The organism is Thiomonas islandica (assembly GCF_055383445.1).
The window spans coordinates 971,501-985,026 of the sequence record NZ_AP042391.1; the positions used below are offsets into that span (position 1 = coordinate 971,501).

Sequence of the window (13,526 nt, forward strand, 5' to 3'; positions counted from 1 at the left end):
ATGAACGGCCCCCTGCTGCTCTATCCCATGCCGGGCAATGCCGCCCGCGCGCAGGCCATGGCGCGGGCGCTGCAGAGCAGGGCGGATGTGCGCGTGATGTCCTGCACGGTGCATGCGTTTTCCGATGGCGAGAGTCTGGTGCGGGTGGAGCCGCCGCCGCCGGGCAGTCAGGCCGTGCTGGTGTGCAGCCTGAACCAGCCGGACGCGCGCACCGTGCCGCTGCTGATGGCCGCAGACACCCTGCGCGAACTCGGTGCGCTGCAGGTCGGGCTGGTGGCGCCGTATCTGGCGTACATGCGGCAGGACATGCGCTTTGCGCCAGGTCAGGCGGTGTCCGCGCGGCTGTATGCCCGCCTGCTGTCGGCGCATGTCGACTGGCTGCTCACGGTCGACCCGCACCTGCATCGCATCCATGATCTGTCCGAGGTCTACAACCTGCGCAGCCGCGTGCTGCATGCTGCGCCGCACCTGGCGCAGTGGATCGTGGCAGAGGTGCCCAAGCCGCTGATCGTCGGGCCGGACGGCGAGAGCGCGCAATGGGCGGCCGATGTGGCCGTGCGCGCCGGGGCGCCTGTGATCGTGGTGCGCAAAACCCGGCTGGGCGACACCGAGGTGCGCTCGACCATCCCCGATCTGCACCGGCATCCTGGGCGCACCCCGGTGTTGATCGACGACATCATCAGCACCGGCCGCACCCTGGTCGCCGCGCTCGATCATCTGCGTGCCGCAGGCAGTCCGCCGCCGGTGTGCGTCGCAGTGCATGGCCTGTTCGCGGGCGATGCGCTGGATGCGATGCGCGCCGCGGGCGCCGCACGCATCGCGGTGACCAATACAGTGGATGATGTTGCCGCGCCCGGTGTGGACACCATCGCGCTCGACACCGATCTGGCGCAGGGCGTGCTCGACCTGTGCGCCGCGGGATGCAGCCAGACGCCTAGCAGCAAAGGAAGCTCGCCATGATTCGACTATCCTGCCACGGTGCCGCCAAGCAGGTCACCGGTTCCTGCCACCTGATCGAAACCGACTCGGCCCGCGTGCTCATCGACTGTGGGCTGTTTCAGGGCGGGCACGAACTGGCCGAGGAAAACGCGCAGGACTTCGGCTTCGACGCCAGCAAGATCGACGTGCTGCTGCTCACCCATGCTCACCTCGATCACTGCGGCCGCATCCCCCTGCTGGTCAAGCGGGGCTTTCGCGGCCGCATCATCAGCACAGCGCCCACGCGCGAGCTGGCCCGGCTGGTGCTCACCGATGCCGCCGGGCTACAGGAAGAAGAGGCCCGCCGCGCCGAGCGCCATGCCCACCACCGTGGCGATACCAAACCGCCGCAGCCGCTCTACACCCTGGCCGATGCGTTTCACAGCATGGACTTTTTCGACGGCACCGCCGCCTACGGCCAGCCAATGCAGGTGGCAGGCGGCGTGCGGGCCACGTTCATGAACGCCGGTCACATCCTGGGCTCGGCCTCGATCTTTCTCGAACTGCAAGACGGCGGTGGCACGCACACGGTCTACTTTTCCGGCGACATCGGCAACCCCGGTCGCCCGCTGCTGGCCGACCCGCAGGCTCCGCCCGCCCCGCCCGATTATGTCGTGATGGAAACCACCTATGGCGACCGCGACCACCGCGCTTGGGACGCGTCGGTGGATGAGCTGATCGACGCCATTTCCACCACCCACGCACGCGGCGGCAATGTGGTCATTCCCACCTTCGCGCTGGAGCGCGCGCAGGAGGTGCTCTACGCCCTGTCGGTGGGCATGGAGCAGGGCAGGCTGCCGCGTCATCTCACGGCGTTTCTCGATTCGCCGATGGCCATTTCCGCCACCGAGATCTTCACCCGTTATCCCGAGGCGCTGCGCGACAGCTTCAACGTCCGGCTCAAGACCAGCGACCCGTTTGCGCTGCCGGGACTGCGCATGACCCGCGACGCCGCCGAGTCGATGGCGATCAACACCATCCGCGGCGGTGCAGTCATCATGGCGGGTTCCGGCATGGCCACCGGCGGGCGCGTGCGCCACCACCTGCGCCACAACCTGTGGAACGCCGCAGCCAGCATCATCTTCGTCGGCTACGCCGCGCAGGGCACGCTTGCACGCCTGATCATCGACGGCGCCAAGCATGTGCGCCTGTTCGACGAGGACATTCAGGTGCGCGCGCAGATCCACACCATCAACGGCTTTTCCGCCCATGCCGGGCAAAGCGAACTGCTCTCCTGGCTGGCGCGCTGCGGTTCGCCGCGCAAGGTGTTTTTGGTGCACGGCGACCATGAGCGCGGCATGAAGGCGTTTGGCCAGCAGCTGCAGCAGCGGCGCATGCCATGGCAGATTCCAGGCGCGGGCGAGCCGATCCTGCTGCGTTGAGGCCGGTGCGAGGTCGGACGCCACGCGGCGTCTTGCGCCAGTGCGGTGCGGGCTGAGCCGGACGCGGGTTTATCCTGTGCACTGCACAGACTCACTGCCGCGCCTGCCGATGTCCGCTCCCGCCGATTCCCTGCAGCAAAGCCCGCCCGCGGCCTCGGCTTGGGCGGTGTTCGGTAACCGCCGTATCGCGGCCATTCTGCTGCTGGGGTTTTCCTCTGGGTTGCCGCTGGCGCTCACCGCGGGCACGCTGCAGGCCTGGCTGACGGTGGAAGGGCTGAGCTTGAAGGCGATCGGCTTTGCCACCCTGGTCGGGCAGGCGTATGTGTTCAAGTTCCTGTGGTCACCGGCGATGGATCGGTTCACCGTGCCGCTGTGGGGCCGCTGGCTGGGGCGGCGGCGCGGCTGGCTGCTGTTGGCGCAGCTGTTGCTGGCGGCCGCGCTGGGGATGATGGCCGCTGTCGGTGTGCCCGGGCCAGATCAGGCGGCGGCCTGGCCGGGTCTGGTGCACGCGGCCGAGCGTCTGGGGGTGGATGCCGCCAGCGCCCGCGCGGTACCGCTGCTGCTGCTGGCGGTGGGGGTGGCGTTCTTTTCCGCGTCGCAGGACATCGTGATCGACGCTTACCGCACCGATGTCCTGCCGGCGGAAGAGCGCAGCGCCGGAGCGGCGGTGCTGGTGCTGGGCTATCGTCTGGCGATGATCGTCTCCGGCGGCCTGGCGCTGTGGCTGGCCACCGATGTCACCGGCTGGCGCGGGGTGTACGCGCTGATGGCTGTGCTGATGCTGCTGTTGACCGCAGCCACGCTGTGGGCGCCGCGCCCACGGCTGCATGTCACGCCGCCGCGCACCCTGCGCGAGGCGGTGGCAGAGCCGCTGCACGAGTTCTTCAGTCGCAAGGGCGCATGGGTGCTGCTGCTGGCCATTGTGTTCTACAAGCTGGGCGATGCGTTCGCCGGGGCGCTGTCGACCACCTTCCTGATCCGTGGCGTGGGCTTCAGCCCGGCGGACGTGGGGCTGGTGAACAAAAGCATGGGGCTGGCTGCCACCATTTTCGGCGCGCTGCTGGGCGGGGCGTTGCAGGCGCGGCTGGGGCTGTGGCGGGCGCTGCTGCTGTTCGGCGTGCTGCAGGGCGGGTCCAACCTGGCGTACTGGCTGCTGGCGGTGTCTGCCAAGAGTCTGCCGCTGATGGCCACTGCGGTGGGCATCGAGAACTTCACCGGCGGCATGGGCACGGCCGCGTTCGTCGCGCTGCTCTCGGCACTGTGCGATGTGCGGTTCTCGGCCACGCAGTTCGCGCTGCTGTCGGCGCTGTCGGCGGTCGGACGGGTGTATGTCGGCCCGGCCACCGGCTATCTGGTGGATGCGATGGGTTGGCCGGCGTTCTATCTGTTCACCGTGGCCGCTGCCGTGCCCGGCGTGGTGCTGATTTACTGGCTGCGCGACACCATCATGGCGCGCGATGTCACCCGGGCGCAGGGCTGAGCGTCCTTCAGAACCCGTTAAGCCGCGCCTGCTCGAATGATCGAAGGAGGAACCCGACATGGCTGATACCGAACATGCTCTGGAGTTGGGCCGCGAAGCCCGGCTGTTCGTGCGTGCGCATCAAAACGGCGTGCTGTCCACCCTGTCCAGGCGGCTGGACGGCTTTCCCTTTGGCTCGGTCTGTCCCTTCGTGCTCGACCACGACGGCAATCCAGTCATCCTGATCTCGACGCTGGCCGAGCACACCAAGAACATCGACGCCGACCCGCGGGTGAGCCTGATCGTCCATCCCTGCGCGCCCGACATGCAGGCCGCCGGTCGCGTGACCCTGGTCGGCCGCGCCGCGCGTCTGCCCGACAAGACCGCGTTTGGCGCGCGCTACCTGCGCTATCTGCCGCAGGCCGAGGGCTATTTCGCGATGCACGACTTTCACTTCTACCGCATCGAGGTCGAAGACGTGCGCTACATCGGCGGATTCGGCAAGATTCACTGGATCCGCCCCGAGCGCTACGCGCCGCCGCCGGCGCCTGCGCTGGCCGCAGCCGAAGACGACATCCTCGCGCACATGAACGCCGACCACACGCACAACCTGCGCGCATACTGCCGCCATGTGCACGGCGTGGAGGTGCTGGACGCCGCGATGATCGGCATCGACTGCGACGGCTTCGATGTGCGCGCCGACGGCCATGTGCTGCGCTTTGACTTTCCCACCGAGGTGCGCGACCCCGAATCTGCCCGCGCCGCGCTGGTCGATCTCGCGCGGCAAGCGCGCGCCACGGCGCCGGTCTGAACCGCAGCGCGAAAGACGCGTCTGGCCGAGCGCTTCGCACTGATCGCGCAGACCCTGGACAAGCAAGACGATCTGCTGCCCAGCGGCTTCAGCATGGCCGCCGCGTTGGCCGCCGCGCGCGGCGAAAAAGGGCTGATTTCAGCCCAGCGGCCCGAAAATCGCCCACACGCCGGACAGGATGGTCGGCACGGCGAGCACGATGTTCACCGTAGACAGTCGCCGGATCTGCCCGGCTTGGGCACAGGCCGCATCCCAGTCGGCCCGCCGCACCGCGCTGCGCATGCGCAGGAAAGGCACGAAAAAGATGTACAGCGCCAGCAGCACCATGCCGCTGCCCAGCACCACCATCACCCACTGTGCCGCACTCAGCGCGCCAAAGCCGCCGCGCAGGAGCACCATGCCGTAGCCGGTGATCACCAACGCCGCGCCCGCGCCCCAGATTGCGGCGAAAAAGTTGCGAAACAGCAGGTAGAGCAGTTGCGCCCGCGGTCGGGGCTGATCAATGGCCCGCCGCAGCGCCGGGGCGACAAACCCGTCCAGGAACACGATGCCGCCGATCCACAGCACGACGGCGAGCAGGTGGATGAATTGCGCGGTGGCGTTCCAGTTCATGGCAGGCGGCGACTCGACAGGCGTGCGCTGATTGCAGCAGAACATGGGGACGCGCGGTTTGATTTGTCTCAGTGCGCACACGAGACACGCAGTCGGCCACAATGCGCGCATGTTCCGTCCGTTTCTCTCGATGTCGCCGCGCCTGAAATCTGCCGCTGCGCTGCTGGCCGCCATGCTGTGTTGGCTGGCGCAATACGGCAGCAGTCAGGCCGTGGCCGCGCAGGTGGCGCCGCTGTTTCAGGCGTCGATTTCCGCGGCCTGGGCCATGCTGCTGCTGTGGCTGTGGTCGCGCTGGCGCGGCATCGCGCTGTTCGCCCAAGGCGTGTCGCTGCCGGCCGCGCTGTGGGGTGGCGTGCTGTTCACTCTGCAGTGGGGCTGTCTGTATCTCGCGGTCGATCTTCAGGCGCTGTGGCGCGTGGCGGTCGATTTTGCGCTGCTGGCGCTGCTCGCGCTGCAGGTGGGGCACCGAAAGCAGGCGCGCGCGTCAAGACTCTGGCTGCTGGGGGCAATCTGTGCGCTGCTGCTCGGCGCATGGGGGTGGTTGGCTGGACAGGGCGGTGCGTGGCTGCTGAGTCTGGTGGCTGCAGGCAGCTTTGCGCTCGGGTTGCACCAGACTGGCTGCGCCCACATGGCGCCGCAGGACTTGATGCGCTGGCGCTTCTATCAGCTCTGCGTCGCTGCGCTGCTGTTGCCGCTGGTGGCCGTGGCGTTCAGCCCAAGCTGGAATTTCCTGCCCGACGGCAGCGCCTTGCTGGCCATGCTGCTGCAGGCCGTGTGCGGCGGGCTGGGGTTTGCCTTTCTGCTGGCCCGCGCCCTACCACACCCCGGGGATGAAGCGCCGCGTGGCCTGCATATAGCCCGCATACTGCGGCCACACGCCAAGCAATAGGCGCTCCTCCATCGCCGCCTTGAAGTTGAGCACGATGCACAGCGCGATCCACAGGCCCCAATGCACCGGACTGTGCGCTGCAGCGGCCACACCGGCCATGAACAGCATCAGCGCGACATACATCGGGTGGCGCACCCAGCGGTAGGGCCCGGTGGTCACCAGATGCGCCCCCTTGCGCGGCTCGGGCACGATGTTGAAGTTGCCCGGCCGGTTGTGCCAGAACACCCACAGCGCAAGCAAAGACCCGGCTAGCAACAGCGCAGACGACGGCCCGCTGCGCGCCCAGTGCGGCGCAGGCCAGGCGACCATCAGGCCGATCAGCCCGAACTGCGCGGCCACCCACAGCCGGGAGAGGGTGTGCGTTTGCATGTCGCGGCTTACCACCGGCGCTTGCGCACATGGCGCAGGAATTCGTCGAGGATGGGGGCGCAGTCGAGCAGAGCGGGGTTGGACGGATGGTGGAACTCGGGGTGCCACTGCAGGCCGAGCAGAAAGTTGCGCCCGGTGCCGCGGATGGCTTCGGGCAGGCCATCGTCGGGACAGATCGCATCGACCACCAGATCGCGGCCCAGGGTGCGCACCGCCTGATGGTGCACTGACACGACGTGGAGCGTGGCCGGATCGGCTTGGGCATACAGCCGCGCGAGCAACCCGCCCTCGGTGAAGCGCACGGGGTGGAAGTGGCGGTCGTAGGCGTCGCTCAGGTGCTGGACCGGGCCGGGTTTTTGTGTCGGCAGATCTTGGTAGAGCGTGCCGCCCATCGCGACGTTGATCAGCTGCGCGCCGCGGCAGATGCCCAGCACGGGTTTGCGCGCTTCAATGAACTCGTGCAGCAGTTCCATTTCATAGCCGTCGCGAACCGGGTCGCCGGCCCATTCGGGTCTGAGCGGATCTTCCCCGTAACTGTGCGGGCTCATGTCGGCGCCGCCCTGCAGGATCAGGCCGTCGAGCGCGTCGGCGTAGTCGGACAGGCGGATGTTGCTGCGCACCAGCCCGCTGTTGGTCGCCACGGTGGGCACCATGAACACCAGCACATCGCGCGACATGGCCCAGTGCGCGACCGATTGTTCGAGGTATTGCAGGGTCTTGCTGCGCAGCCCGGCTTGACCCGGCTGCGGATGGTCGATGCGGGCGGAGATGCCGATTTTCAGGGGTTTGGCGGCCATGGTGTCCTTACTCTGGCGATGTCGATCTCATGTTATGCGCCGCAGCCCGGGTCTGCGCTGTATCACTGGAATTCAAAGGTGTAGAGTAGGTCGACTGCGTTTTCGGTGCCGGTCCGCGTCTGCACCGACAGGCGTTTGGTGAGCTGGTACTGGATGGTGAAAATACTCGACACCCCGTCCAGCCCGCGCGAAAAACTCACCAGGGTGTTGGACGACAGGCGCTTGCTCAGCGTCACGATCGTGCCCTGCAGCCCGTTGCCGTTGGTGCTGCTGGCGGCGCTTTGCACGCTGATGCTGTCCAGCCCGACGGCGCGCGCCAGCCGGGTCTGCAGTGGCAGGCCGTCGCTCGGGCCCATCAGCGCGGCAGCGGCGGTCTGCAGCAGGCCGATGTCGGCGGCGCCGACCTGATCGAGCGGCTGGCCCAGCACCAGCCACGACAGGATCTGGGTGTCGGGCATCGGCGGAGTCGAACTGAGCTTGACCACCGGCTGTTGCGCGCTGCCGGTGACGCTCACGCCCGCGCTGATGCCAGAGGGTAGATTAGGCCGGGTGGCGGTGATGTTGAGGCCGGGGTTGTCCAGCGGGCCGGCGAAGTTGATGCGGCCATGCGTGACCTGCAGTTGCTGGCCGTAGGCAGTGTAGTCGCCCTTGACCACCTCGATGCTGCCGGTGGCCGTGGGCGCGGCGCCGCCGTCTGCGCGCAGGCGCACGCTGCCCGCCAGCATCGCGTCCAGCCCCTGGCCGTAGAGATGGAAGTCGGAGCCGAGGTGGAAGGTGCCGTCGAACCGCACTGCGTGCGGCATCGCTGCAGCGGGCTGCGCGGGCGGTGCGGCGCGGCCTTTGATGACCACGTCGCTGCTGAGGGTTGGGCCGCTGCTGCGCGGCAGGGCGATGTCGGCGCGGTCGGCGGTGAGGTCGGTGGTGATGTCCAGCACCTTGTCGGCCAGCCGCGCCTGCGCCGTGCCGCTGAGCACGAGCTGGCGATCCGGGCGGTTGAGCGCGTGCAGCTTGGCGGCCTTCAGCTCGAGCGTGGCGCGCGGCAGGCCGCCTTCCAGCCGGGCGTCGCCAGTGGCGGTGAGCAGGCCGCTGCCGCTGTGCAGCGTGAACTGGTCGAGCTGCAGGCGGTCGCCGGTGAAGTGCGCGCGCAGCACGCCATCCTTTAGATCGATTCCCTGCGCGGGCCAGGCCAGCCGCAGTGCGCGGCCAGTGAGTGTGCCACTGAACTGCGGCTGGGCGATGGTGCCGCGTCCCTGGACCGCAAGCTGCAGCCGCCCCTCGGCGCGGTAATCCAGGCCGATCAGCGGCGCGGCCCAGGCCAGGCTGGGCATGTCGGCCCCGGCGTCGAGCTGCAGCGGCGCATCGCCCGCCACCCCCCAGACCCCGTTGCGCTGTGACAGCACCAACTCTGCGCTGGCCTGCGCGGCGCCGATCGCGGTCTGTACCACGGCCTGCGCGCGCAGTCGGCTGTCCTTCGCGGTCAGGTCGAGCACCAGCTGACCGATGTCCAGCGGTAGGAAGCCACCGCGCGACCGCGACCCGCCGAGGGTCGCAGTGCACAGCGGCGCCACGGTCACACTGCCCACCTGCGGCGGTGGTGCGGCGAGCTCAAGCGCGATGTCGCCGCTGTCGCGCTGCAGGTGCAGGCGGCCATTGACCTGCGCACCGGCGTCGAGGGTCCAGTCGCCCGACAGCACCAGGGTGTTGCGCATCCGGGCCGGGGTGATGCCGGCCAACGCCAGCAGATCGGCGGTGTTCACGGCCTGGAGTTTGCCTTGCGTGCGCAGCTGCCCCGGGGCGATGTCCAGGTCGGCCAGGTCGATGCGCCCGGCCTGCAGCGTGAGTATCGCGCGTTGCAGTCGCAGCCGCAGTGGGCTGAACGCCAGATCGAGGGCGGCCGGGGACTGTAGGTGCAGCGCCGCGCTGCCGCGGTTGTCCAAAGCAGTGATGCTGCCACGCCAGCCCTGCTGGGCACCCAGCCAGCTGCCCTCGGCGCGCAACCGCAGATCGATCGGCATGGCGGGCGCGGCGCCCGCGCCGCTGCGCTGCCACTGGCCCTGCGCGTCCAGCGCCAGGGTGTGCTGCGCGCGAGTGCCGTCGATCTGCAGTGTGGCGGAGGTCAGCTTTTGCGCGCCTGCCTGCAGGTTCTGCAGCCGGGTGGACAGTTGCAGATGGCCGCCCATCCCCGCAGTGGTGCGCGCCTGCGACTGCAGCGCGTCCAGGCGCACGGTCTGCGCGCCCAGCGTCCATTGCAGGCCGTCCAGGTCCAGGCTGAGGGTGCCGGCCAGACGGTCGAGCAGCGCGGCAAGCAGCGGTCTGCCCTTGCCCGAAGGCGCGACGCCGGTGCCGAATGTGCTGTTCGCGCGCAAATGATGCAGCGCGAATTGCTGCGCCCAGCGCAGCTCGTCCGCCTGCAGCGCCACGGTGCCCGCAGGCGCTTGCAGGCCGCCGCGCAGCGTGCCCTGCGCTTGCAGCCTGCCGCCGAGCGCAGGGTCGATCTGCGCCAGCGCGGGCGCGGTAAGCGTCCACTGCAGGGTGTCGCGCGGCAGGCCGAATGCGCCCTGCGCGGTGAGCTGGTTGTCACCCAGCCGGAGCGCGGCGTCCACGTCCCACAGCCGCTGCGCGGAGAGCGCCAGTCGGGCGTGGCCGGTGAAGGTGTGGCCGCGCCAGATGCTGGGCTCGACCTGCAGCGCGAGCTGCGCACTGCGCTGCCCAGCCGTGCCCCGGGCGCTGAGGTCGGCATTGAGCGTGGCCGCGGGGTAGGCGCCAAAGTGCGCCGGATTGAACTGCCGCAGCCGGGCGCGCAGGTCAAAGCGCTGCGCGCCCGCGGTAGATAGGGTGCCGCTGGCGTCCAGCCGCCCGCCCAGCGCGGACAGCAGCAGATGCTCCAGGCGCACGCTGTCGCCTTGGCGCGCGGCGTCGAGCCGCACATCCCAGCCCGGCTGGGTCAGCGCGATCTGCGCGCGCTGCTGCCGTGCGGACGCGGTGAGCAGGATCGGCCCGGACAGGCGGGTCGTGGCAAGTGCGCTGTCGATCGCACCGGCGTTGAGCTGGCTGGCCTGCAGCCGGGCCTGCAGCATGGGCGCGTTCCAGTCCAGCGCACCGCGCAGCTGCCCGCCCGCGCCGAGGTCGATGACCAGATCGTGCATGCGGGCCTGCTGCGCATCGCCAGCCAGCCGGGCCTGCAGGCGGCGCAGCGGCAGGCGCTGTCGGTCGATCGGGCCGGGAAGGCGGTTGCGCAGGTCGATCTGTCCTTGCAGGCGCTGCGCGCTCGACGGCCCGAGATCGAGCTGCAGGTCCAACGCGGCGCGGGGCAGCGCGGGGTCGAGCGCGGCGGGGTCGAGCGCGGTCGAGGTCAGCTGCGCGCTGACCAGCGGCGTGCGGTCGAACGGGGCCAGGCGTGCCTGCAACCGGGCGCGGGCGGCGTCCAGGCGCAGCGTGCCGTCAAGGGTGAGATCGCGCAGCGTACCGCCGGCCTGCAGCGAGGCCGCGTCGGCGGCGGTCGCCTTGCCCGGCGGGCCGATGTGTGTGGCGCTGAGGGTGGCATGCAGCGCGAACGGCGCGGCATCTCCAAGTGTGGCGTGCAGTTCCGCCCGGGCCCAGGGCGTGATGGCGCTGAGCTGCGCGCGCCAGCGATGCTGTGCATAGTGGATCTGGCCGCTGGCGCTGCCGATGGTCTGCAGCTTGCCCGGCGGGCCCACGCGCAGCGCGCCGATTGCGATGTGATCGATGTCCAGTCGCAGCGGCAGGCGCAGGCTGGTCGGTCGTTGCGGTGATGCGCTGGGCGGCGCGGGGCGGTCTTGCCGCAAGTCGATGCCGCGTGCGCGCAAGGTTTGCACCTCCAACCGGCGCTGCCACAGCGCAGACGGCACCCATCGCAGTTCGGCGTCGTCTAGGGTGAGGGTGTCGGTCGGAGTGACGATCTGCAGCCGGCCGATGCGCACTGCGCTCCACAGACTGCCGTGCACGTCCTGCAGCGCGATGCGCGTGGCGCCCAGATGCAGCGGGCCGCGCGCCGCCAGCCATTGCAAGCCCGCCGCGCTGCCCAGCCAGACCAGCGCGCCCGCGGCGGCCAGCAGCAGCGCCAGCGCCGCGGCAAGCGTCCACGCCAGCGGCCGCAGCAGGTGGCGTTTGCTGCGCGCCGGGCTGTGACCGTTGCCTCGCGGCGGGGTGGCCTCCTCCCCAGACCTCCCCGCGGGTGGGGAGGGGGCGGCCTCTGCGCCCCTGTCGTGCGGGGGAGGTTGGGAGGGGGTGTCGTGCTGCGCTGACATGCGCGGCTCCATCAGAACGACAACCCGAGGTTGAAATTCAGCCGGTAGGCGTGCACCGCCTGGCCGTAGGCGAGATCGACCGATACCAGCCCGACTGGGCTGCGCCAGCGCGCGCCGATGCCGTAGCCGCGCACCGGCTTGAGCGCGCTCCATGAGTCTGCGGCATTGCCGAGGTCGTAGAACACCGCGCCGCCCCACTGGCGAGTGAACCAGTGGTCGAACTCGGCGCTGGCGGTGAACAGGTAGCGCGCGCCGACGATCGCGTCGCCCTGCTGCAGCCCCAAGCTTTGATAGGCGTAGCCGCGCACCGAGTTCGCCCCACCGGCGCGAAACAGAAAGTTTTGCGGAATGCCGCTGGCGCCGTTGGCCAGCACCGCACCGGCTTCGGCGCGGAAAATCAGCTGGTTGCTCGGGTTCAGCGGCACATAGCCCAGGCCGCGGGCGTACAGCCGGATGAAGTTGGCGCTGGACAGCAGCGCTCGGCTGGCTCCGCCGAGCTGCAGATTGATCAGTGTGCCACGGCTGGGGTAGAGCACGCTGTTGACGTCGCGCCGCGTCCAGCTGTAGTTCAGGCTCAGCGCATGCACCTCGCTGGGGGCGGCGCCCTGCGGCACCAGGCTTTCGGCCTGATATTGCAGCGCCAGCGCGGTGTCAATGTTGTTGCTGCGGGCGCGGGCGCGCTGCGCGCTCACACTGGTGTTGCGCGTGACCAAGCCGGAGATGTCGGTACGGTCCTGCAGCAGGCCGATGCTGTCGTCGAATCCCTGTGCGGTGCGTGGAAAGGCCAACTGCAGGCTGCCGCTCTGCTCGCGGGTCTGCAGCTTGACGCTGCTCGACAGTCGCCAGGCGCGGCCGAGGAAGTTCAGGTCGCGCCAGTCGGCCTGCACCCTCTGGCCGGTGTCGCTGCTCACGCCGGCGCCAAAGCTGATTTTCTGCGCCGGTTTTTCGGTGACTTGCACCTGCACCGGCACCACGTCGCCCTGCGCCTTGCGCACATCGGCGTCGACCAAGGCGTTGCGGAAATACGGGCTGTCCTGCAGCGCGGCCTGATAGTCGAGCAGCGTGGACTGCGAGTAGGGCTGGCCCGGGCGCATCGGCGCCAGGCGTTCGGCGATGCTTTGCGGATAGCGCTGCAGCCCGGTGATGTGCAGTCCGCCAAAGACATACGGCGCGCCGGTGTCCAGCCGCACCATCAGCTGCGCCTGCCGGGTGTCCGGGTCGATGCTGACGCGGCTGTCGGCCAGCCGCGCGCCGGGCCAGCGCCCGGACAGCAGCATGGAAAGCGCCTTGGATTTGGCCGCCTCCCAGTCCGCATCGCGGAACACCTCACCGGGTTTGAGCGGCCAGTCGCGTAGCAAGCGCGCAGTGAGCGCGGCGTCGGGTTTGCCGTCGGGGCCGTCCACCTGCAGATCGACCGACTGCACCCGGGTCGGCGCGCCGGGCTGCACGCGCAGCACGACCCGGATTGGTCCGCCATCCGGACAGTCGATCTGCACCGCGATCTGCGGCGAAAAATAGCCCTGAGTGGCCAGCAGCCGCTGCGCCTGTGCCGGGGCTTGCTCGGCCAGACGCTCGATCTGATCCCAAGGCAGGTCTGGAAAGTTGCGCCAGCGCAACAGGTCGAGGTTGTCGCGGAGCAATGTCTGCAGGTCTTCGGGCGCGTCGATGTCGACTGCGTAGGCTGGCAGTGACGCGGCTGCAGCGGCCGCGTGCGCAGACAAGACGGCGTCCGCTGCCCAGGCGGTCTGTGGCAGCGCAGCCAGCCCGCTGGCCAGGATCAGGCCGCCCATCTGGCCGACAAGCCGCGAGCCGAAGCGGATCCCGGCAATTTCGCGGAAGATGGCAGCCTGATCGACGCGCTTGGGTTCGATTGGCGTTCCGAGCATGGTCCCATTATTCCAGCCGAGCCACCAGTTCGTTGGTCCGGGGGCTTGCGGCCGTGCCGTCTGCCGGTGCGGCGG

Annotated in this window: 10 protein-coding genes; 5 read left to right on the forward strand and 5 right to left on the reverse strand. The window is 69.4% G+C overall.

Annotated elements, in window-relative coordinates; translation table 11 throughout:
* The 4 genes from ACZ47F_RS04665 to ACZ47F_RS04680 all read left to right on the forward strand — a co-directional run bounded on the left by ACZ47F_RS04665 (position 1) and on the right by ACZ47F_RS04680 (position 4,630).
* On the forward strand, positions 1 to 960 hold the full coding sequence (locus ACZ47F_RS04665; RefSeq protein ID WP_464926121.1) for a ribose-phosphate diphosphokinase: 960 nt from the start codon (positions 1 to 3) through the stop codon (positions 958 to 960).
* Positions 957 to 2,360 carry an MBL fold metallo-hydrolase gene (locus ACZ47F_RS04670; RefSeq protein ID WP_464926122.1) on the forward strand — a complete coding sequence of 468 codons (1,404 nt, stop codon included), beginning with the start codon at positions 957 to 959 and terminating at the stop codon, positions 2,358 to 2,360. The genes ACZ47F_RS04665 and ACZ47F_RS04670 overlap by 4 nt, the downstream gene beginning before the upstream one ends.
* Before the next feature lie 109 nt (positions 2,361 to 2,469).
* On the forward strand, positions 2,470 to 3,840 hold the full coding sequence (locus ACZ47F_RS04675) for an AmpG family muropeptide MFS transporter (RefSeq protein ID WP_464926123.1): 1,371 nt from the start codon (positions 2,470 to 2,472) through the stop codon (positions 3,838 to 3,840).
* A 58-nt stretch (positions 3,841 to 3,898) separates the two neighbouring features.
* Complete coding sequence (locus ACZ47F_RS04680; protein WP_464926124.1) at positions 3,899 to 4,630, forward strand: HugZ family pyridoxamine 5'-phosphate oxidase; 732 nt, start codon at positions 3,899 to 3,901, stop codon at positions 4,628 to 4,630.
* A 138-nt stretch (positions 4,631 to 4,768) separates the two neighbouring features.
* Here ACZ47F_RS04680 and ACZ47F_RS04685 read toward each other — a convergent pair whose 3' ends face one another.
* A complete protein-coding gene (locus ACZ47F_RS04685; RefSeq protein WP_464926125.1) occupies positions 4,769 to 5,242 on the reverse strand; it encodes a CopD family protein in 474 nt (157 codons plus the stop codon).
* A gap of 109 nt (positions 5,243 to 5,351) precedes the next feature.
* Here ACZ47F_RS04685 and ACZ47F_RS04690 point away from each other — a divergent pair, with 109 nt between their 5' ends.
* On the forward strand, positions 5,352 to 6,131 hold the full coding sequence (locus ACZ47F_RS04690; RefSeq protein ID WP_464926126.1) for a hypothetical protein: 780 nt from the start codon (positions 5,352 to 5,354) through the stop codon (positions 6,129 to 6,131).
* Here the strand turns inward: ACZ47F_RS04690 and ACZ47F_RS04695 are convergent.
* From ACZ47F_RS04695 to ACZ47F_RS04710, 4 genes are all read right to left on the reverse strand, one after another.
* Positions 6,057 to 6,500, reverse strand: a complete 444-nt coding sequence (locus ACZ47F_RS04695; RefSeq protein WP_464926127.1) for a methyltransferase family protein — start codon at positions 6,498 to 6,500, stop codon at positions 6,057 to 6,059. The genes ACZ47F_RS04690 and ACZ47F_RS04695 overlap by 75 nt on opposite strands.
* An 8-nt stretch (positions 6,501 to 6,508) precedes the next feature.
* The gene (locus ACZ47F_RS04700; protein ID WP_464926128.1) at positions 6,509 to 7,297 is read right to left on the reverse strand and encodes a gamma-glutamyl-gamma-aminobutyrate hydrolase family protein; all 789 of its coding nucleotides are present in this window, start codon (positions 7,295 to 7,297) and stop codon (positions 6,509 to 6,511) included.
* Between the two features lie 62 nt (positions 7,298 to 7,359).
* Entirely contained in the window at positions 7,360 to 11,565 is a 4,206-nt protein-coding gene (locus ACZ47F_RS04705) for a translocation/assembly module TamB domain-containing protein (RefSeq protein ID WP_464926129.1), read from the reverse strand.
* Positions 11,566 to 11,576: 11 nt separating this feature from the next.
* The gene (locus ACZ47F_RS04710; RefSeq protein WP_464926130.1) at positions 11,577 to 13,451 is read right to left on the reverse strand and encodes an autotransporter assembly complex protein TamA; all 1,875 of its coding nucleotides are present in this window, start codon (positions 13,449 to 13,451) and stop codon (positions 11,577 to 11,579) included.
* Positions 13,452 to 13,526 lie beyond the last annotated feature (75 nt).